This is a genomic window from Bradyrhizobium sp. AC87j1, assembly GCF_002936975.1.
Taxonomy (GTDB): Bacteria; Pseudomonadota; Alphaproteobacteria; order Rhizobiales; family Xanthobacteraceae; genus Bradyrhizobium; species Bradyrhizobium shewense.
In genome coordinates this window covers 52,670-69,793 of sequence record NZ_PTFE01000002.1, presented here as the reverse complement: position 1 = coordinate 69,793, position 17,124 = coordinate 52,670, and the positions used below count along the sequence as shown (strand labels likewise).

Sequence of the window (17,124 nt, the reverse complement as noted above, 5' to 3'; positions counted from 1 at the left end):
CCCTCAGAACGCGAACTGCGTGCGCATCGCGACCGCATCGAACTTCGAGCCGACATCTGCGGTCGCGATCGGCGAGGCTTGCCTCGACACCGTGCCGTGCAGATAGTCGAGCATGAAGCGGACGTTGCCGTTGACGTACCAGTTGAGTGCCAGCGTGTAGACGGTCTGTCGGCCGCCGGCGATGCCGGTCGCTGCGCCCAATTGATTGTTGAGGTCGACCGTCGAGAAGCGCCCCGCGATTTCCCACGCACCCCAGCCGCCGCCTTCGAGCGAGAACGGATGCGCCGGCTTGACGCCGCTATAGGCCGCGTTCGCCGCGTTGTAGCTGCGGCCTTCGCCCGTCAACACGTAGCCGGCCTGCGCGTAGCCACCCTGGAATTTCAGGCTGGGTGCGCCGACCAGCGGCACGCCGGTGTTGGCGGTCCGGTCGACATTGTACCAGAAGTACTCGCCCTGAACGATGAGCGGGCCGTAGGTTGCCGCGGCTTCGACGCTGTAGACCTGCGCGCCCGAGGCATTGGCGATCGCGCCGGTCGAGATCAGCGTGGTCGGATCGAGACGCAATTCCGGACGATCGCTGAGCGTGACGGTTTGCGTGTTGGCGATGAGATTGCGCGGCGGCTGGATCAGCCACTGGGCGTCGGCGCCGATATGCACCGAATAGTCCTTGCCGCTGATGGGGTTGCCGGCGATGCGCGCCACAGCACCGTATTGCTCGCTCGTGCCTGCCGGCGCCGCACTCGAAGCCGAGTGGATCGCGCCGGTCGAGGGTCCCGTGACATAGCCGCCGATCCAAAGCTGGTCGTTGTACCAGCGCGTACCGGCCGCGGAGCGGAAGTCGCCGGCGGCGATATTGGTGGCGATGATGCCGGCCGAGGCGCGCTCCATGAACATGATGTCGTTGGAGCTCGTGGCCTCATCGAGCGTGTAGGGCAGGTCCATGATGCCGGCTTCGATCGCCATCTTGCCGCCGAACGGCTTCAAGCCGGTGTAGCTGAGATAGGCGTTTTCGACGCCGGAGACGCCGCCGCCCGGCAGTGATCCAGGAGCCGTGCCGCCAAAACCGTCGGACGAGCCGCCAAAATCGTAGACCAGCGCGAAGTTCCAGTCGTTGAAGAATTTGCCGGTGACGCCAATGCGCGCGCGGCGGACGTTCTGGCCGCTGTCGAGCTTCTGCGGCACGGTCGCCGCCGTGTTCGGACGATAGTCATAGCCGCCGACATCCCAGTGCAGGCGGCTGGTGATGGCGACGCAATTGGCCTGATCGGCGGTGCAGATGGTCGGCCGGTTGTTCGGCATGGTCACGACGACGCCGGACGCAGGCGCCGGTCCCTTGACGGGGATCGCCGCGTTCGCATTGGCCACCACCGCCTTCGCCTCCGAGCGCGCTTCGGCTTTGGCTTCGGCCTTTGCTTCGGCTTTGGCTTTGGCCGTGGCCGCCGTGTTCGCGGCGGTCTGGCTCTGGAGCTTGTCGAGCTTCTGCTCCAGCATCTTCAACTGTTGTTTGAGCAGCGCGATCTCCTGTTCGCTGCTGCTTGCTGATTGGGCCTGGGCCTGCGAGGCCGCCAACGCTCCGGCGAGGCCGATCGCCGTGGCTGCAATCCTTATCCTGCTCACGTCATGACTCCATGGTTTGACCAATTCCCCAAGTCGCAGGCGGTGAGGCTAGGAACGATTGATGACTGCCCCGCGACGACGCGCATCGGTTGCGTGGGTTCCCACTGGTGCAAATTCGCCGCAACCGAATCCACCGTGAGCAAGAATGCAAGATGATGCGCGTCATGCCAATCCACGAGGCGAGGCAAATCGCCGTTTCGCACGTTTGGCTTGCAGGAAGCAGGCGCCCGATGAAGGCCGAATATTGCCGCCCGGCGCCCTTCTATTGGGGGGCGAACGCGCCTATATTCCGGCGTCTTTTCCAAGAGGTAGGAATGTTTCGATCGATCCGGACTGCCGTCGTCACGGCATTGTGCATAGGCTTTTCCGCCCACTTCAACCCGGCTGCGGCGCAGGACCGTCGAGTCCCGTCGTCGCCGGCCGAGCTGCGGCTGTCCTATGCGCCGATCGTGCAGCGGGTGCAGCCGGCCGTGGTCAACGTCTATGCCGCCAAGGTGGTGCAGAACCGCAACCCGCTGCTGGACGATCCGATCTTCCGCCGCTTCTTCGGCGTGCCGGGCCAGCAGCCCGAGCAGATGCAGCGCTCGCTCGGCTCCGGCGTCATCGTCGATGCGTCCGGCCTCGTCGTCACCAACGTCCACGTCATCGAGGGCGCCGACCAGGTGAAGGTGTCGCTGTCGGACAAGCGCGAGTTCGAGGCGGAGATCCTGCTGAAGGATACGCGCACCGATCTTGCCGTGCTGCGCCTGAAGGACACCAAGGAGAAATTCCCGACCCTCGATTTCACCAATTCCGACGAATTGCTGGTCGGCGACGTCGTGCTCGCGATCGGCAATCCCTTCGGCGTCGGCCAGACCGTGACTCACGGCATCATCTCGGCGCTGGCGCGCACGCAGGTCGGCATCACCGATTATCAGTTTTTCATCCAGACCGATGCGGCGATCAATCCCGGCAATTCCGGCGGCGCGCTCGTCGACATGGCTGGCAAGCTCGCGGGCATCAACACCGCGATCTATTCGCGCTCCGGCGGTTCGCAAGGCATCGGCTTTGCGATCCCTGCCAACATGGTGCGTGTCGTCGTCGCCTCCGCCAAGAGCGGCGGCAAGGCGGTGAAGCGGCCGTGGCTCGGGGCAAAATTGCAGGCGGTGACGCCCGAGATCGCCGAGAGCCTCGGCCTGCGCTCGCCGACCGGCGCGCTGGTCGCGAGCGTGGTGTCGAACGGCCCCGCCGCGAAGGCCGGCCTGAAATCCTCCGATCTCATCACCGGGATCGACGGCCAGACCGTGGATGATCCCAATGCCTTCGACTATCGCTTCGCCACCCGTCCGCTCGGCGGCAGCGCGCAGATCGACGTGCAGCGCAGCGGCAAGCCGCTCAAGCTGACGGTGGCGCTGGAGACCGCGCCCGATACGGGACGTAACGAGCTCGTCGTCACCGCGCGATCGCCGTTCCAGGGCGCGAAGGTTTCGACCATCACGCCGGCGGTGGCCGACGAGCTGCATCTCGACGCCGATACCGAGGGTGTCGTGATCACCGATCTCGGCGGCGACAGTGCGGCCGCAAATGTCGGCTTCCAGAAGGGCGATATCATTCTGGCGGTCAACAACCAGAAGATCAGCAGGACCGGCGACCTCGAGAAGGCGGCAGGTGAGCGCCCGCGCGTCTGGCGTATCACGCTGGTGCGCGGCGGCCAGCAGATCAACGTCACGCTGGGCGGATGAGTCCGAAGCGACCACAAACGCCAACGCTCTTTGCCGCGGCGGGGCTCGACCACGAAGCTCCGCATCCGCTGCCGGACCGGCTGCGCCCGCGCGCGCTGTCGGAGGTCGTCGGCCAGGACCACATCCTCGGTCCCGACGGTGCGCTGACGCGCATGCTGGAGACGCGCACATTGGGATCGCTGGTGTTCTGGGGCCCGCCCGGCACCGGCAAGACCACGGTGGCGCGGCTGCTGGCGGATGCGACGGACCTGCATTTCGAGCAGATTTCCGCGGTGTTCTCCGGCGTCGCCGATCTGAAGAAAGCCTTCGACGCCGCGCGCGCCCGCCGCGAGATGGGCAAGGGCACGCTTCTGTTCGTCGACGAGGTGCACAGATTCAACCGTGCCCAGCAGGATTCGTTTCTGCCCGTCATGGAAGACGGCACCGTAGTCATGGTCGGCGCCACCACCGAGAATCCGTCCTTCGAGCTCAACGCGGCGTTGCTCTCTCGCGCGCGCGTCTTGGTGTTTCGCTCGCTCGATGCCGCCGCGATCGAAAAACTGTTCGCGCATGCCGAGGAGGTCGAAGGCAAGAAGCTGCCGCTCGATGCCGAGGCGCGCGCGGTGCTGGTGCGCATGGCCGATGGCGACGGAAGGGCGTCGCTGACGCTTGCCGAAGAGGTTTGGCGTTCGGCGCGGGCGGACGAGATTTTCAATGCCGCGCAGTTGCAGGAGATCCTGCAGCGTCGCGCGCCGATCTACGACAAATCGGCCGATGGCCATTACAATCTGATCTCGGCGCTGCATAAATCGGTGCGCGGCTCCGATCCCGATGCCGCGCTGTATTATCTCGCGCGCATGTTAGATGCAGGCGAGGATCCGCTGTTCCTGGCCCGCCGCGTCGTGCGCATGGCGGTGGAGGACATCGGCCTTGCCGATCCGCAGGCGCTCGTCATCGCCAATGCGGCCAAGGACGCGTTCGACTTCCTCGGCCATCCCGAAGGCGAGCTCGCCATCGCGCAGGCCGTCGTCTATCTCGCCACCGCGCCGAAATCGAACGCGGTCTACACCGCCTTCGGCACGGCGATGCAGGTCGCCAAGCAGGCCGGCTCGCTGCTGCCGCCAAAGCACATCCTCAATTCCCCGACCAAACTGATGAAGTCCGAAGGCTACGGCGCGTCTTACGAATACGACCACGACGCCCCCGATGCCTTCTCCGGGCAGGACTACTTTCCGGAAGCCCTGGGCCGCCAGACCTTCTACGACCCACCCGAGCGCGGCTTCGAGCGCGAGATCAGGAAGCGGTTGGATTACTGGGCCAAGCTGCGGAAGGAGCGGGGCGGCTCGCGCTAAAAACGGCCATTTCGCCGTGACGGGACCCGGCTTTTAGGGTACGCAGGCAACCATGAGCCGCCGCATCAAAAGAACCGATCCAAAGCCCCGCTCGCGCGACGAGCGCAAGGAATCCCGCCCGTTCAAGGCGCGTAGCGCGAAGACCGCGGGACCGCGGCCGGGTGGCAAGCCCGGCGGCAGCAAGCCGCCGCGTTTTGCCGGCGAGCGTGCCGAGCGGCGCGCGCCCAAGGCTAGGCTGGAGAAGGCTGAGTTGGAAAGGGCCGCGCCCGAGAAGCCCGTCGAGGCGCTGCTGCCGGCCAAGGTGCAGACCGTCAAGGTGACTGCCGACGAGAACAACATGCGCGTCGATCGTTTCCTCGAGGCGCGCTTTCCCGGCCTGTCGTTCTCCCACATCCAGCGCGTCGTCCGCAAAGGCGAGTTGCGCGTCGACGGCAAGCGTGTCGACAGCAAGGACCGCCTGGAGGAGGGCCAGAGCGTCCGCATTCCGCCGCTCAAGCTCGACACGCCGAAGGCCGTCGGCGAGCTCTCGGAAGCCGCCCAGAAGACGCTCAAGACGCTGAAGGAGATGACGATCTTTGAGGACGACGACGTCCTCGTCCTGAACAAGCCGGCCGGCCTTGCCGTGCAGGGCGGCTCGGGCATGACGCGGCACATCGACCAGATGCTGGAGGTGATGCGCGATTCAAAGGGGCAGAAGCCGCGCCTGGTGCATCGTATCGACCGGGAGACGTCAGGCTGTCTGCTGGTCGCCAAGACGCGCTTCGCCGCTTCGCATCTGACCGGCGCGTTCCGCTCGCGCTCGGCGCGAAAAACCTATTGGGCGCTGGTGCCGGGCCTGCCGAAGCCGAAGCAGGGCCGCATCTCGACCTTCCTGGCCAAGGAAGAGAGCGAGGACGACACCATCATGCGCATCGCCCAGCATGGCGACGAGGGCGCGAGCCACGCGGTGACCTATTATGCGGTGGTCGAGACCGCCGGCAACAAGCTGACCTGGGTCTCGCTGAAGCCGGTGACAGGCCGCACACACCAGCTGCGCGCCCACATGGAGCATATCGGCCATCCCATCGTCGGCGATCCCAAATATTTCAACATCGAGAACTGGCAGCTGCCAGGCGGCCTGCAAAACCGGCTGCATCTGCTGGCACGCCGCATCGTCATTCCGCATCCGCGCGGCGGCGTGATCGACGCCACCGCGCCGTTGCCGCCGCACATGCAGCAGTCGTGGAATCTGCTCGGGCTGGATGCAAGCCGGTTTGATCCGATCGAGAACGCGCCGGAGGAGTAGGCTCCGCTGCTAACCCCGTCATTGCGAGCGGAAGCAGCGATGTTCATCCGCTCACTTCCGAAACTGCTCCAGAAACATCCGCAGACTGTCATGCGCGCTCTCGATGTCCGTGATCAGCCAGCCCTCGGGGCCGTCGACCAGGACGAAGTTCAGCGCGACCTTCCGGCCGCGATTGTCGAAATTCGCCGCGACATAGGTCTTGTCGTATTGCCTGCGCACGACCGCGATCGTAACAGGGCCGAGCTGCCAGCTCGGGCTCTGCACCAGGAAGTCGTAGGGCTCGACCCGGGGCGCGCTCCAGGCCTTGCGCAGGGGCGCATCGAAGAAATGCCGGGCGGTCGCCGCATCCCGCGGCAGGCCTTTGGACAGCTCCGGCGCGCCGTCGCCGTAATGGGCGTAGACGTTGCGGACCAGCGATTCCGGGGTGCGAAAGCCTGCTTCCGCCGCGGCCAGCCATAGCCCGGTCAGCAGGGCCGCAATGCCCGCAAGTTCCCTCATGCCCACGCTCGCTTTATCGGCCGCCGCTCTTATCTTAAAGGCCTAGCATCCAGCGACCGGGACCGAAAACTCACATGCGCGAATTGTTCGAAGAAGCAGCAGGGCAGCCCCCGCCGGATCCGCGGGAATCGGCGCGCGCGTCCGCACGCCCGCCGCAGCGCAAGCGCTTCTACAAGGAGGCGCGCGCGACCGAAGCCGAACGCGGTTTCGCCATCACGCTCGACGGCAAGCCGATCCGCACGCCCTCCGGCCGCCAGGTGGTGATTCCGTCGCGCGCGCTCGCCGATGCGGTGGCCGCGGAATGGGCGGCTCAGGGCGAGAGCATCGACCCCGTGACCATGCCGCTGACGCGGATCGCCAACAGCGTGGTCGAGGGCGTGGTCGATAAGGTCGAGCTGGTCAGCGACGACCTCGCGAAATATTTCGAGTCCGATTTGCTGTTCTATCGTGCCGGCCATCCCGAAGGGCTGGTCGCCCGCGAGGCCGCGCATTGGGATCCCGTGCTGTTCTGGGCCGCGGACACGCTGGGCGCGCATTTCATCCTGTCCGAGGGCGTCATGCATGTGAAGCAGCCCGACGAGGCGGTCGAGGCCGCGCGCGCGGCGCTGCCGGGCGACGCCTGGTCGGTCGCCGCGCTCCACGTGGTGACGACCCTGACCGGCTCGGCGCTGCTGGCGCTGGCGCTGGCTCATGGCGTGCGCGATGCTGGCCAGGTCTGGGCCGCCGCCCATGTCGATGAGGACTGGAACATCGACCAATGGGGCGTGGACGAGGAGGCTGCCAGCCGTCGGGCCACCCGTCTCAGGGATTTCGAGGCCGCCGTGGCGGTTCTGGCGGCGGCAAAGGCGTCCGCGGCCGAAGGTCCTTAACGAGAGGTTTACGACGGCGGCCTTAGGGTGTGGCCAGCGCTCCATGGGCCCCCTGAGATGCCGACGCCGGTCACTTCCATCCTCCCCGTCAGTGCCGCCAGCCCTGTGGCTGATGCGACGACGCGCGACCTCGTGCTGCAGGCCGGCAGCGTCGTCGATGCCAGGGTCGTCAGTGTGCTGGCCGACAATCTGGTGCGGATCGCGATCGCCAACCTTTCGATGGATGTGATGTCGGAGGTGGCGCTGACGCCTGGGCAGAATCTCCAGCTCGCGGTGTCGCAGAACGACGACACGATCCGGCTCGCCGTGATGAACGGGGCAGGGGAGTCAGCCGCCGATCAGATCACGCTGACGCCGCGTGCGGCTTCGCTGGTGGAAAGCCCGCCGCTGGCGCCGTCCGCGGCCGCGACACGCAACACGCTGACGCCATTGGAGCAGGTCGCCGTCACCGCGGCCTCGGCCGAGGCTGCCACAAAACAGGGCAGCCAGGCGCCGCTGTTCGCCAATCTGGCGTCCGTCGTCACCGGCAGCGATTTGCCTGCGGGCTTGAAGCAGGCGGTGCTGGACGTGCTGGCGCAGCAGACGCCGCTCAGTCCCGGGCTCGATGGCGCCGATGTCGAAACCGCATTCCAGAAATGCGGCTTGTTCTTCGAGGCTTCGCTGGCCGCGGGCGCGAGGCCGCCCGCCGGCACGACGCCCGACCTGAAGGCGGCGCTGCTGGTGCTGCGCCAGACGCTGACCACGCTCGAGACTGCCGCGCCACAGGGCGCTGCAATTCCGGCTGCGACGACGGGGACACCGCAGGTCGCCACTGCGCCTGCTCAGGCCGCAGGTGAAGCCGCGCAGTCCGCGTCCCCTTCCGGCCCCGAGATCGCGCAGACGTCGCGCAACGCCAATCTCGCGGCCGCGGTGCTGGCGGACGTTGTCGGCAACGCTCAGCAAGCCGCGATGCCGCGCACCATGTCCGCCGGCCTTGCCGCGAGCCTGCTGCAGGAGGCCACGCAAAACCTGCCGCGTCTGACCGGCAACGTTCCCGGCTCCAATAAGGCGGTGCCGGACGGCCACATCTTCGAAGCAGCCGCACGCGCGACGCCACCGCCGTTCCGCGGCGCATTGCCCTCGCCGCAGGCGATTGCCTCGCCCTCGCTCGCGCCGGACACGCCGCTTTCCGCAACCGTGCATCGCCTGCTCGACGACACCGACGCCGCGATCGCGCGGCAGACCTTGTTGCAAATCGCTTCGCTCCCCGATCGCACCGACGCCTCTGGCCACCGCATCGACCCGGCCGTGCCGCAGTGGAATTTCGAGATTCCGTTCGCAACGCCGCAGGGCACCGCGATGGCGCAGTTCGAGATCTCGCGCGATGGCGCTGGCGAATCCGCCGATGCCGCCAAGCGCGCCTGGCGCGCGCGCTTCTCGCTCAACGTCGAGCCGGCCGGCCCTGTGCACGCGCTGATCACGCTGAACGGCGACAAGACTTTCGTGCGGATGTGGGCGGAGCGGCCGGCGACGGTGCAGCAGCTCCGCGCCGGCATCGGCGAGCTCAATCAGGCGCTGACGCGAGCCGAGCTGAAGCCCGGCGACATTCTGGTCCGTGAGGGCACGCCGCCGCAGCCGGCACCGGCCCGCGCCGGCCACTTCCTGGATCGGGCGACATGAGCGACCCATCCAAGCTCGCCATCGCGCTGCATTACGAGAAAGGCTCTGGCGCGCCCGTCGTCGTCGCCAAGGGCAAGGGCACGATCGGCGAGAAGATCGTCGAGATCGCTAAGGCTCACGACATTCCGATCGAGGAGAACGAGGTTTTGGCCGGGGCGCTGTCCAAGGTCGAGCTCGGCGAGGAGATCCCGCCGGACCTCTACAAGGCCGTCGCCGAGGTGCTGGTGTTCGTGCTGCGGCTGTCGGGCCGGGGGCGATAGAACTCAACTGTCATCGTTTCACCACGGAGCGGCTGCATGGTCGCGCCGCTTTCATGACTCAATGGACATCGCTCTTGCTCACCCGCCGTTCTACCCTCGGCCTTCTCGCCGCATCCGCCATCCTGCCCCAGCGCGCGCTCGCCCATGTCGCGCCGCCGCGCAATGAGATCCGCGACAGTCTCGCAAAGCGCTTCACCGATCTCGGCACGGCGGGCACCTTCGTCGGCTACAAGGTGGAGGACTATCTGGTCGTCGCCAGCGACAAGGAGCGCTCGGGCGAGGGCAAGCTGCCGGCCTCGACCTTCAAGATTCCGAACTCGCTGATTGCGCTGGAGACGGGCGTCGTCACTGACCCCGACAAGGACGTGTTTGCCTGGGATGGCGTGAAGCGTTCGATCGAGGCCTGGAACAAGGATCACACGCTGCGTAGCGCGATCGCTGTCAGCGCAGTGCCGGTCTATCAGGAGATTGCGCGCCGGATCGGGCAGGAGCGCATGCAGAAATATGTCGACGAGTTCGACTACGGCAATCGCGACATCGGCGGCGGCATCGACCAGTTCTGGCTGACCGGGAATTTACGCATCGATCCGGTCGAGCAGATCGATTTCGTCGACCGGCTGCGGCGCCGCGCGCTGCCGATCAGCAAGCGCAGCCAGGATCTCGTCGCCGACATTCTGCCGGTGACCAAGGTCGGCGACAGCGTCATTCGCGCCAAGTCCGGACTACTGGGGGCCGAACGCGGCGAGCCGTCGCTCGGCTGGATGGTGGGCTGGGCCGAGAAGGGCGAGGCGCACACGGTGTTCGCGCTCAACATGGATTGCAAGGAGCCGCGACTCGTCGGCGAGCGCATGACGCTGACGCAAGCCTGCCTTTCCGAGATCGGCGCGATCTAGTGCTGTCAGTCGTGCAATCGTTCTCGTCGAGCGCAGCCGCCGTAGGGTGGGCAAAGGCGCGTAGCGCCGTGCCCACGATCTTTATGCCGTAAGCGACGATTCGTGGGCACGCTTCCGCCTTCGCTCTTCGAGCTACGGCGGACAAGTCGCTTTGCCCACCCTACGGCACCGGTGCAGGCCGAGATGCCTCTCACCCCAACTTGAACAACACCTGCAAGAACTCCTCCACCGCCTTGCGCGACTCGGCGGCCGTCTTCGGATTGCCGCCGACATGCGGGTTGAGCTCGACGCAGGCATCCTTGTAGCTGAAGGGCGCATTGGTATCACCGTTCATCAGCACGCCGCCGTCGCCTTCCTTGATCTGGCAATTGCGCACGGTCTGCGCATTGGCTGATACGGCCACGGTGTTGGCACCAAGCAGGCCGCTGTCGAACCCGTGCGCGCTATCAGGATATTCTGTCAGCACCACGTCGCGGCCCGCAGCCTTGAGCCGCTCGATGAAGGCCTTGCAGCTCTTGACGGGGTTGTAGTCATCAGGCGTGCCGTGGAAGATGCGGATCGGGCGCGCCGCGACCTCGTCGTCGCTCCGATACGTCGTCGAGCAGTCCGGATAGAACGGGATATAGGCGGCGAACTGGATGCCGGACTTGTTCCAGAGCTTGTTGAAGCGCGCGAGGCTAGCATAGAGCGTCGCCTGTCCGCCGCGCGAAAAGCCCATCAGCACGATGCGGTCCGGATCGACACGCGGGTGCTTTGCCAGAATTTCCAGCGAGCGGTAGATGTCGATGATCAAATTGAGCCGGCCGAGCAGGGCCTGATTTGGTCCCACCACCGTCAGCCCGCGGCCGGTGAAACCGTCGATCACGAAGGTCGAGATGCCCATGGCGTTGAACGCGTGCACCCAGGCCTCGGTGGTGGCGCCGACGCCGCTGGAACCGTGCATCAGCACCACGACGGGGAGTTTTCCGCTGCCTTGCGCGACGCGGAATTCGCCGGCGACTGTCACCGGCTTGCCGACCGTCGCATCGCCGCTGAGGAATTGCTGGTCGGAGAGGGTGAGCGAGGGGATCGGATAGATCTCGGCCCGGGTGGCGACTTCCTTCGGCAGGGATTGCGCGCTCGCCAGCTCAGTTGAAACGCAAAGCGCGATGAGCGCGGCTGCGATGCGGAATGCCGTCGGCATCGGATCCTCCCTGATGATTTTGATTCAGTAGAACAAGGGGCCCGCGCGCTGTCAATTTGACGCAAGGGGCGACCGCCTCAGGCGGTGTCCGCCTTCTTCGCCGTCAGCGCCTGGTCGATCGCAAAGCCGCCGATCTCGCTCATCGCCTGCGAGATCACGTCCCCCTTGCGGGCAAAGCCCGCGGAGAGGAAATCGAACTGCGTGCGCGCCAGCCGCAGCACCTCGATCGGTACCGAGACCGCGGTCGCGTTGAAGCTGTCGACGGAGGCGCGCAAGCCGTCCAGCTCGGTCGTGAGCTTGCCGATATGGCTCTCGGCATTCTGCATCACGCCGATCAGCTTGCCGCGCTCCGCATCGAAGGCGGCGCGCTCGGCGGCGGCTGCCGCGGTGACCTCGGCAAGTTGTGCGCGCAGCACCTCGATCTGGCCGACCATGGCATCGGAGGCGAGATCGGCGGCCTCGCGCAGCTCGGCGTTACGCGTGCTCGCATCCAGCTGCTCATGATAGAGCCGCTCGGCCGACATTGCCCGCTGTGCCAGCGACTCGATCAGGCTTGCGGCACGCAGCAGCATCTCGCCGTTCCGCCCCGACACCATGCTGGCCATCCGCCGCAGGAAGTCGATGGTTTGGGATGACGAGTTCGGCGGCAGGGGGACGACCGTCGCGGACATCTCAGTGATGCTTGCGTGATGCTCGAGCCAAGGCGTAATGACCGCCGCCGTACCAACTGAGCTCACGCAACATTCGGCGCCTGATCGCGAGCGCGAAGCAAGCCTGAATCGGCAGGCCCGGTCAACCGGGCCGGGCCACCAAATTCGCCGTCGTCAGGCGTCCTTTTGCCGCCCGATCCGGCCCAGATGGGTGAAGCCGAACCCGGCGGAATATTTCAGGCCATAGCCGAGCGCGCGGTCGATGCCGATATGGGCGAGCCAGATCAAGGCGATGGACAAGGTGAGCGGCGAGCCGAGGCCGAAGCCCAGCGTCAGCAGCGACACCGGCGCCATGTAGCTGTGGGCGGCGTTGTAGACCAGCGCGCCGAATTTGGCGTCGGACAGGTATGCCAGGAAGCTGAGATCGGGCACGAAGAAGAGCAGGGCAAAGACCAGCCAGGAGCCGTCCCAGGCCCAGTAAAGCATCACCATCCCGATAAACAGGGTGAGGCCCTCCAACCGCAGCAGAATGTTGACGCCGCCCGTCGCCGCACCAGTCTCGGCCATTCTCTCGTCCATGCTCGCCTCCCGGGCAAAACTTTGTAATCTCTCACGCTTTTAGCCCGGACAGGGCAGCTCTGCGGCGCGGAAAGGCGCTTTCCGGTCCGCAAAATGCCGTGTTAGAACCCCGCATCACTTAAGAACTGGCGGGAGCAAATGAAACACATCCTGGACGCCCTTGAAGATCGTCGCGCCGGCGCAAAGCTCGGCGGCGGGGAGAAGCGCATCGAGGCGCAGCACGCCCGCGGCAAGCTGACCGCGCGTGAGCGTATCGAGCTGCTGCTCGACAAGGGATCGTTCGAGGAATTCGACATGTTCGTCGAGCACCGCTCCACCGAGTTCGGCATGGAGAAGAACAAGGTGCCCGGCGACGGCGTCGTCACGGGATGGGGCACCGTCAACGGGCGCAAGACGTTCGTGTTCGCCAAGGACTTCACGGTGTTCGGCGGGTCGCTGTCGGAAACGCACGCGCTGAAGATCACGAAGCTCCAGGACATGGCGATGAAGGCGCGGGCGCCCATCATCGGCCTCTATGACGCGGGCGGCGCCCGCATCCAGGAAGGCGTCGCTGCGCTCGCCGGTTATTCCTACGTGTTCCGCCGCAACGTGCTGGCCTCCGGCGTGATCCCGCAGATCTCCGTCATCATGGGCCCCTGCGCCGGCGGCGACGTCTATTCGCCTGCGATGACCGACTTCATCTTCATGGTGAAGAACACCAGCTACATGTTCGTCACCGGCCCCGACGTGGTGAAGACCGTCACCAACGAGGTCGTCACCGCCGAGGAGCTCGGCGGCGCCTCGGTGCACGCGACGCGCTCCTCGATCGCGGACGGCGCCTTCGAGAACGACGTCGAGACGCTGCTGCAGATGCGTCGCCTGATCGACTTCCTGCCGTCCAACAACAGTGACGGCGTGCCGGAATGGCCGAGCTTCGACGACATCGGCCGCGTCGACATGTCCTTGGACACGCTGATCCCCGACAATCCGAACAAGCCCTACGACATGAAGGAATTGATCCTGAAGGTCGTGGACGAGGGCGACTTCTTCGAGATCGCGGACATGTTCGCCAAGAACATCGTCACCGGCTTCGGCCGCATCGCGGGCCGCACCGTCGGCTTCGTCGCGAACCAGCCGATGGTGCTGGCCGGCGTGCTCGACAGCGACGCATCGCGCAAGGCGGCGCGCTTTGTTCGTTTTTGTGATGCCTTCAACATCCCGATCGTCACCTTCGTCGACGTGCCGGGCTTCCTGCCGGGCACCGCGCAGGAATATGGCGGCCTGATCAAGCACGGCGCAAAGCTCCTGTTCGCCTATTCGCAGTGCACCGTGCCGCTCGTCACCATCATCACCCGCAAGGCCTATGGCGGCGCCTTCGACGTCATGGCCTCGAAGGAAATCGGCGCCGACATGAATTACGCCTGGCCGACCGCCCAGATCGCGGTGATGGGCGCCAAGGGCGCGGTCGAGATCATCTTCCGCTCCGACATCGGCGACCCCGACAAGATCACCGCGCGCACCAAGGAATACGAAGACCGCTTCCTGTCGCCGTTCATCGCCGCCGAGCGCGGCTACATCGACGACGTCATCATGCCGCACTCGACGCGGAAGCGCATCGCCCGCGCGCTGGCGATGCTGAAGGACAAGAAGGTGGAAGCCCCGGCGAAGAAGCACGACAATTTGCCGTTGTGAGGGAACGTAGCCCGGATGAGCGCAGCGACATCCGGGTTACCCATCCCACGAAAACCTTGAGGACACCAAGTGGGCGACCTTCATCGAAGCATCTTCCTGAAGGAGCTGAAGGACACCTTTCCAGATCTGATATCTGAAATTAATGCGCAATATGGCTTGCTGCATCAGGAAATGCACGTGTTTGCCGACTTCGTGCAACGAGCCATCGCCGTGGGGCATGCAAAAGACGTCGCGTCGTGCTTCGAGTTCGCCGAGAAATTCTACAGGGATGGAAACGATCAATTGCAAAACGCGATCGGGGTTTCGTTTATTGAACACCTGAGCCTACAAAACGCGCAGTGGGCATGGGACTTATTGGGTCCATCCTGAAAAGAGAGTATTTGCAGCTAGCCGATGCTGGTATGGCCAAGCCATTGCCTTATCTTCGCTAGCATCGCTGGTTGAATCCCGATGACCGAAGACGATCCGACCGACGAAATCTCCGAGATTGAAGATCGCATCGAGCGGCTGGCTGAGATCGCCGAGCGGTGCCGGAAGTACATCCTGGCGTCCAAGATCGCGATCGGCGGTGGGGCCGCGCTGTTGCTGATCACGATCGTCGGATTGTTTGGATTTGGCCAGACCGCAGCGCTCGGATCGATCGCGCTGGTGCTGGGCGGGATTGTGTCGCTCGGCTCGAACGTCTCCACGTTGCGGCAGACGGACGACGCTATCAGCGCTGCGGAGGCGCGACGTGCGGCGTTGATTGGCAGCATCGACTTGCGCGTCGTCGCCGACGCGCCGCTGAAGCTGGTGTGAGGTGTAGGGCGGATTAGCGACAGCGTAATCCGCCAATGTCTTTATCGCCGGATGCAGGCGTTGGCGGATTACGGTTTCGCCTAATCCGCCCTACGAATTACGAGCGTGCCTTATCCGCCGCAGCGAAATGCGCCATCTGGTCGGCGTGGGCTTTTGCGAAGGTCGGGCGGGCCGTCGCGCGCGCGACGTAGGCGCGGCAGGCAGGACTGTCCGCCAGCCCGTCGAAACCATCGACGACGCGCAGCACGTCCGACATCAGGATGTCGGCGACGGAGAAGGAGCCCGCCAGCCATTCACGGCCGGCCAGCACCGGCTCGAGATGCTTCAGCCGCAGCTTGAGGAAGTCGTCGACGAATTTCCACGCCGCCGTGTCGGTCGGATGGCCCATGAACTTCGACATTCCCCAGGGCAGGCTCGCCATCTCCACCGAATTGAGCGCCGCGAACACCCATTCCGTCGCCTCAGTGCGACCGCGCGGATCGGTTGGCATCAGCTTCGCGCTGAGCCCGCCGACATGCAGCAGGATCGCGCCGGTCTCGAAGATCGAGAGGTCGCCGTCGGTCAGCCACGGCACCTGGCCGAAAGGCTGGTGCGCGAAATGTGCGGCGCCGCGATCGTCGAACGGGGCGCTTGCGACGCGATAGGGCAGCGCGGCCTCTTCGAGCGCCCAGCGCACGCGAAGGTCGCGCACGAATCCTCGCGGCGCTTCGGGAACCCAATTGAAGGTGGTCAGGGTGAGGTCGGCCATTTGCTGTCTCCGTGTCCTGGTTCGAAACAAAGGACGAGCGAAGGGCGCCCGTTCCGACACCCGCGCCAACTCTTTTTGTCGGCGGCGGCGTATCCGGCTAGGCTCGCGCCAAACAGCAGGAGGAAACCCGATGCCATCAGCTTTCTTCGTCGTCCGCGCCACCGTCTCCGATCCCGCCCAGCGCGCCGCCTTCGACACATGGTACGAGAGGGAACATGTGCCCGACGCGGTGAAGGCATTCGGCGTGAGCAAAGCCTGGCGATTCTGGAGCCTGGACGATCCCTCGCTGCATCAGGCGATGTATCAGTTCGATGACGAGGCCAAGCTTGCGGCGATGCTGAAGGGCGATGCGCTCAGGCAGCTCGTCGCCGATTTCAACCGCGATTGGCCCGACGTCAAGCGTTCGCGCGAGACGCTGGTGCTGGCGCAGGAGTTTGCGAAGTAGCGAGGTCCATCCAGGCTACAAACTCTCCACTCACTTCATTTCTGAATCTGAACGCAGGATTCAGCCTTGGTTCATGTCGTGACCGCGACACTCCTCCGGCATCACTTGCTCGATAGCCTAGAGGACATGTCATGGAGCGCCGGAACTTTTTGAAACTTGCATTGGGAGTGACGGCGGGCGCCGCCGCCTTCGCCGCGACCGCACAGGCCGCGCCGTTGTCGCCGCAGCCGGTCGGCGATCCCGCGCGCATGCCGCAGGGCAACCCCGACGCTCATCCTGCCGTCACCACCAGCGAGGAAGCCGCCAAGCTGACGCCGGAACAGGTTCACTGGCATGGCCGCCACCGGGGCTGGGGTCACCGTCATTGGGGCTGGCGTCGCCGGCGCTGGCACCGCCGCCACTGGTAAGCCGCGGCAAGCCGCGAATTTGGACGGGGATCGCAGCCGCGGTCCCCGTTTCGTTTCTGGCCGCTCAAACTCCGCGGCGGGCGAATCGTCGGCAGCAAGCCTGAAAACGAACAAGACTGAAAACGAAAATGGCCGCGCAGGCTGATCCTGCGCGGCCATCTTGCGATGCAAAGAGATCAGAACGGGCGGCAGCGGCCGGCGTACCAGCGGAAGCCATAGGGGCACGCGCGCGCGCGCGGCACGACGACGACGGGCGGAGCGACCACCACAGGGGCGGGGCGCACGACGACCGCGCCGCGCATCGGGCGGCAGCCACCGTAGGCGCCACGATACCAACCCGGGCCGCAACCCTGCGCGGCGCTGGCGGCCTCGCTGAAACCGACAACCGCGCTGGCGAGCATGGCGGCGGCGAACAGGTATTTCATGTGATCTTCCTTCTCGTCCTTGGGGCAAGTCTTTGGGGGAAAGTCTTCGGCGGCTTGGCGCTTGCGGCGCACAATGAATCAAAAG

At 65.4% G+C, this 17,124-nt stretch carries 19 protein-coding genes; 12 read left to right on the top strand and 7 right to left on the bottom strand.

Annotation, left to right across the window (positions count from 1 at the left end):
- Positions 1 to 3 precede the first annotated feature (3 nt).
- Complete coding sequence (locus CV770_RS01750) at positions 4 to 1,617, bottom strand: OprO/OprP family phosphate-selective porin (RefSeq protein ID WP_104461119.1); 1,614 nt, start codon at positions 1,615 to 1,617, stop codon at positions 4 to 6.
- Positions 1,618 to 1,931: 314 nt separating this feature from the next.
- Between CV770_RS01750 and CV770_RS01745 the strand changes: the two genes are divergently transcribed.
- Genes CV770_RS01745 through CV770_RS01735 form a run of 3 tightly spaced genes read left to right on the top strand, consistent with a single transcriptional unit; the run spans position 1,932 to position 5,954 of the window.
- A complete protein-coding gene (locus CV770_RS01745; protein ID WP_201759655.1) occupies positions 1,932 to 3,338 on the top strand; it encodes a DegQ family serine endoprotease in 1,407 nt (468 codons plus the stop codon).
- Positions 3,335 to 4,669 (top strand): replication-associated recombination protein A, encoded by a 1,335-nt coding sequence (locus tag CV770_RS01740; RefSeq protein WP_038950214.1) that lies wholly within the window; start codon positions 3,335 to 3,337, stop codon positions 4,667 to 4,669. Before CV770_RS01745 ends, CV770_RS01740 begins: the two co-directional genes overlap by 4 nt.
- A gap of 52 nt (positions 4,670 to 4,721) precedes the next feature.
- Positions 4,722 to 5,954, top strand: coding sequence for an RluA family pseudouridine synthase (locus CV770_RS01735; protein ID WP_104461118.1), 1,233 nt, complete (start codon positions 4,722 to 4,724; stop codon positions 5,952 to 5,954).
- 51 nt (positions 5,955 to 6,005) lie between these two features.
- Here the strand turns inward: CV770_RS01735 and CV770_RS01730 are convergent, their stop codons facing one another.
- Complete coding sequence (locus CV770_RS01730; RefSeq protein ID WP_104461117.1) at positions 6,006 to 6,452, bottom strand: hypothetical protein; 447 nt, start codon at positions 6,450 to 6,452, stop codon at positions 6,006 to 6,008.
- A gap of 74 nt (positions 6,453 to 6,526) precedes the next feature.
- Here CV770_RS01730 and CV770_RS01725 point away from each other — a divergent pair, with 74 nt between their 5' ends.
- The 4 genes from CV770_RS01725 to blaOXA all read left to right on the top strand — a co-directional run bounded on the left by CV770_RS01725 (position 6,527) and on the right by blaOXA (position 10,133).
- Positions 6,527 to 7,321, top strand: a complete 795-nt coding sequence (locus tag CV770_RS01725; protein ID WP_104461116.1) for an ATP12 family chaperone protein — start codon at positions 6,527 to 6,529, stop codon at positions 7,319 to 7,321.
- 57 nt (positions 7,322 to 7,378) lie between these two features.
- Positions 7,379 to 8,980 carry a flagellar hook-length control protein FliK gene (fliK, locus tag CV770_RS01715; RefSeq protein WP_201759654.1) on the top strand — a complete coding sequence of 534 codons (1,602 nt, stop codon included), beginning with the start codon at positions 7,379 to 7,381 and terminating at the stop codon, positions 8,978 to 8,980.
- The gene (locus tag CV770_RS01710; protein ID WP_063195078.1) at positions 8,977 to 9,240 is read left to right on the top strand and encodes an EscU/YscU/HrcU family type III secretion system export apparatus switch protein; all 264 of its coding nucleotides are present in this window, start codon (positions 8,977 to 8,979) and stop codon (positions 9,238 to 9,240) included. Before fliK ends, CV770_RS01710 begins: the two co-directional genes overlap by 4 nt.
- A 74-nt stretch (positions 9,241 to 9,314) precedes the next feature.
- Positions 9,315 to 10,133, top strand: coding sequence for a class D beta-lactamase (gene blaOXA, locus CV770_RS01705; RefSeq protein WP_091957403.1), 819 nt, complete (start codon positions 9,315 to 9,317; stop codon positions 10,131 to 10,133).
- Positions 10,134 to 10,323: 190 nt separating this feature from the next.
- Here the strand turns inward: blaOXA and CV770_RS01700 are convergent, their stop codons facing one another.
- The 3 genes from CV770_RS01700 to CV770_RS01690 all read right to left on the bottom strand — a co-directional run bounded on the left by CV770_RS01700 (position 10,324) and on the right by CV770_RS01690 (position 12,545).
- Complete coding sequence (locus CV770_RS01700; protein WP_091957400.1) at positions 10,324 to 11,316, bottom strand: dienelactone hydrolase family protein; 993 nt, start codon at positions 11,314 to 11,316, stop codon at positions 10,324 to 10,326.
- Between the two features lie 77 nt (positions 11,317 to 11,393).
- Positions 11,394 to 11,987 carry a hypothetical protein gene (locus CV770_RS01695; protein WP_165637391.1) on the bottom strand — a complete coding sequence of 198 codons (594 nt, stop codon included), beginning with the start codon at positions 11,985 to 11,987 and terminating at the stop codon, positions 11,394 to 11,396.
- Positions 11,988 to 12,140: 153 nt separating this feature from the next.
- Positions 12,141 to 12,545, bottom strand: a complete 405-nt coding sequence (locus CV770_RS01690) for a DUF4260 domain-containing protein (protein WP_028140985.1) — start codon at positions 12,543 to 12,545, stop codon at positions 12,141 to 12,143.
- A 138-nt stretch (positions 12,546 to 12,683) separates the two neighbouring features.
- Between CV770_RS01690 and CV770_RS01685 the strand changes: the two genes are divergently transcribed.
- The 3 genes from CV770_RS01685 to CV770_RS01675 all read left to right on the top strand — a co-directional run bounded on the left by CV770_RS01685 (position 12,684) and on the right by CV770_RS01675 (position 15,014).
- A complete protein-coding gene (locus CV770_RS01685; protein ID WP_091957395.1) occupies positions 12,684 to 14,216 on the top strand; it encodes an acyl-CoA carboxylase subunit beta in 1,533 nt (510 codons plus the stop codon).
- 69 nt (positions 14,217 to 14,285) lie between these two features.
- A complete protein-coding gene (locus tag CV770_RS01680) occupies positions 14,286 to 14,585 on the top strand; it encodes a DUF7674 family protein (protein ID WP_104461115.1) in 300 nt (99 codons plus the stop codon).
- An 81-nt stretch (positions 14,586 to 14,666) separates the two neighbouring features.
- Positions 14,667 to 15,014 carry a hypothetical protein gene (locus CV770_RS01675; protein WP_091957390.1) on the top strand — a complete coding sequence of 116 codons (348 nt, stop codon included), beginning with the start codon at positions 14,667 to 14,669 and terminating at the stop codon, positions 15,012 to 15,014.
- Positions 15,015 to 15,111: 97 nt separating this feature from the next.
- Here CV770_RS01675 and CV770_RS01670 read toward each other — a convergent pair whose 3' ends face one another.
- A complete protein-coding gene (locus tag CV770_RS01670) occupies positions 15,112 to 15,762 on the bottom strand; it encodes a glutathione S-transferase family protein (RefSeq protein WP_091957387.1) in 651 nt (216 codons plus the stop codon).
- Between the two features lie 130 nt (positions 15,763 to 15,892).
- Between CV770_RS01670 and CV770_RS01665 the strand changes: the two genes are divergently transcribed.
- Entirely contained in the window at positions 15,893 to 16,207 is a 315-nt protein-coding gene (locus CV770_RS01665; protein ID WP_104461114.1) for a hypothetical protein, read from the top strand.
- 131 nt (positions 16,208 to 16,338) lie between these two features.
- Positions 16,339 to 16,614 carry a twin-arginine translocation signal domain-containing protein gene (locus tag CV770_RS01660; RefSeq protein ID WP_104461113.1) on the top strand — a complete coding sequence of 92 codons (276 nt, stop codon included), beginning with the start codon at positions 16,339 to 16,341 and terminating at the stop codon, positions 16,612 to 16,614.
- A 176-nt stretch (positions 16,615 to 16,790) separates the two neighbouring features.
- Here the strand turns inward: CV770_RS01660 and CV770_RS01655 are convergent, their stop codons facing one another.
- The gene (locus tag CV770_RS01655) at positions 16,791 to 17,039 is read right to left on the bottom strand and encodes a GCG_CRPN prefix-to-repeats domain-containing protein (RefSeq protein ID WP_165637390.1); all 249 of its coding nucleotides are present in this window, start codon (positions 17,037 to 17,039) and stop codon (positions 16,791 to 16,793) included.
- Positions 17,040 to 17,124: the final 85 nt, after the last annotated feature.

What these genes read in the sequence shown, in the direction of transcription:
- CV770_RS01665 (WP_104461114.1), top strand. Translation starts at nt 15,893, where the DNA reads ATGCCATCAGCTTTCTTCGTCGTCCGCGCCACCGTCTCCGATCCCGCC.
- CV770_RS01700 (WP_091957400.1), bottom strand. Translation starts at nt 11,316, where the DNA reads ATGCCGACGGCATTCCGCATCGCAGCCGCGCTCATCGCGCTTTGCGTT.
- CV770_RS01745 (WP_201759655.1), top strand. Translation starts at nt 1,932, where the DNA reads ATGTTTCGATCGATCCGGACTGCCGTCGTCACGGCATTGTGCATAGGC.
- CV770_RS01740 (WP_038950214.1), top strand. Translation starts at nt 3,335, where the DNA reads ATGAGTCCGAAGCGACCACAAACGCCAACGCTCTTTGCCGCGGCGGGG.
- CV770_RS01685 (WP_091957395.1), top strand. Translation starts at nt 12,684, where the DNA reads ATGAAACACATCCTGGACGCCCTTGAAGATCGTCGCGCCGGCGCAAAG.
- CV770_RS01660 (WP_104461113.1), top strand. Translation starts at nt 16,339, where the DNA reads ATGGAGCGCCGGAACTTTTTGAAACTTGCATTGGGAGTGACGGCGGGC.
- CV770_RS01655 (WP_165637390.1), bottom strand. Translation starts at nt 17,039, where the DNA reads ATGAAATACCTGTTCGCCGCCGCCATGCTCGCCAGCGCGGTTGTCGGT.
- CV770_RS01695 (WP_165637391.1), bottom strand. Translation starts at nt 11,987, where the DNA reads ATGTCCGCGACGGTCGTCCCCCTGCCGCCGAACTCGTCATCCCAAACC.
- CV770_RS01725 (WP_104461116.1), top strand. Translation starts at nt 6,527, where the DNA reads ATGCGCGAATTGTTCGAAGAAGCAGCAGGGCAGCCCCCGCCGGATCCG.
- CV770_RS01675 (WP_091957390.1), top strand. Translation starts at nt 14,667, where the DNA reads ATGACCGAAGACGATCCGACCGACGAAATCTCCGAGATTGAAGATCGC.
- CV770_RS01735 (WP_104461118.1), top strand. Translation starts at nt 4,722, where the DNA reads ATGAGCCGCCGCATCAAAAGAACCGATCCAAAGCCCCGCTCGCGCGAC.
- CV770_RS01670 (WP_091957387.1), bottom strand. Translation starts at nt 15,762, where the DNA reads ATGGCCGACCTCACCCTGACCACCTTCAATTGGGTTCCCGAAGCGCCG.
- CV770_RS01710 (WP_063195078.1), top strand. Translation starts at nt 8,977, where the DNA reads ATGAGCGACCCATCCAAGCTCGCCATCGCGCTGCATTACGAGAAAGGC.
- fliK (WP_201759654.1), top strand. Translation starts at nt 7,379, where the DNA reads ATGCCGACGCCGGTCACTTCCATCCTCCCCGTCAGTGCCGCCAGCCCT.
- CV770_RS01730 (WP_104461117.1), bottom strand. Translation starts at nt 6,452, where the DNA reads ATGAGGGAACTTGCGGGCATTGCGGCCCTGCTGACCGGGCTATGGCTG.
- CV770_RS01690 (WP_028140985.1), bottom strand. Translation starts at nt 12,545, where the DNA reads ATGGACGAGAGAATGGCCGAGACTGGTGCGGCGACGGGCGGCGTCAAC.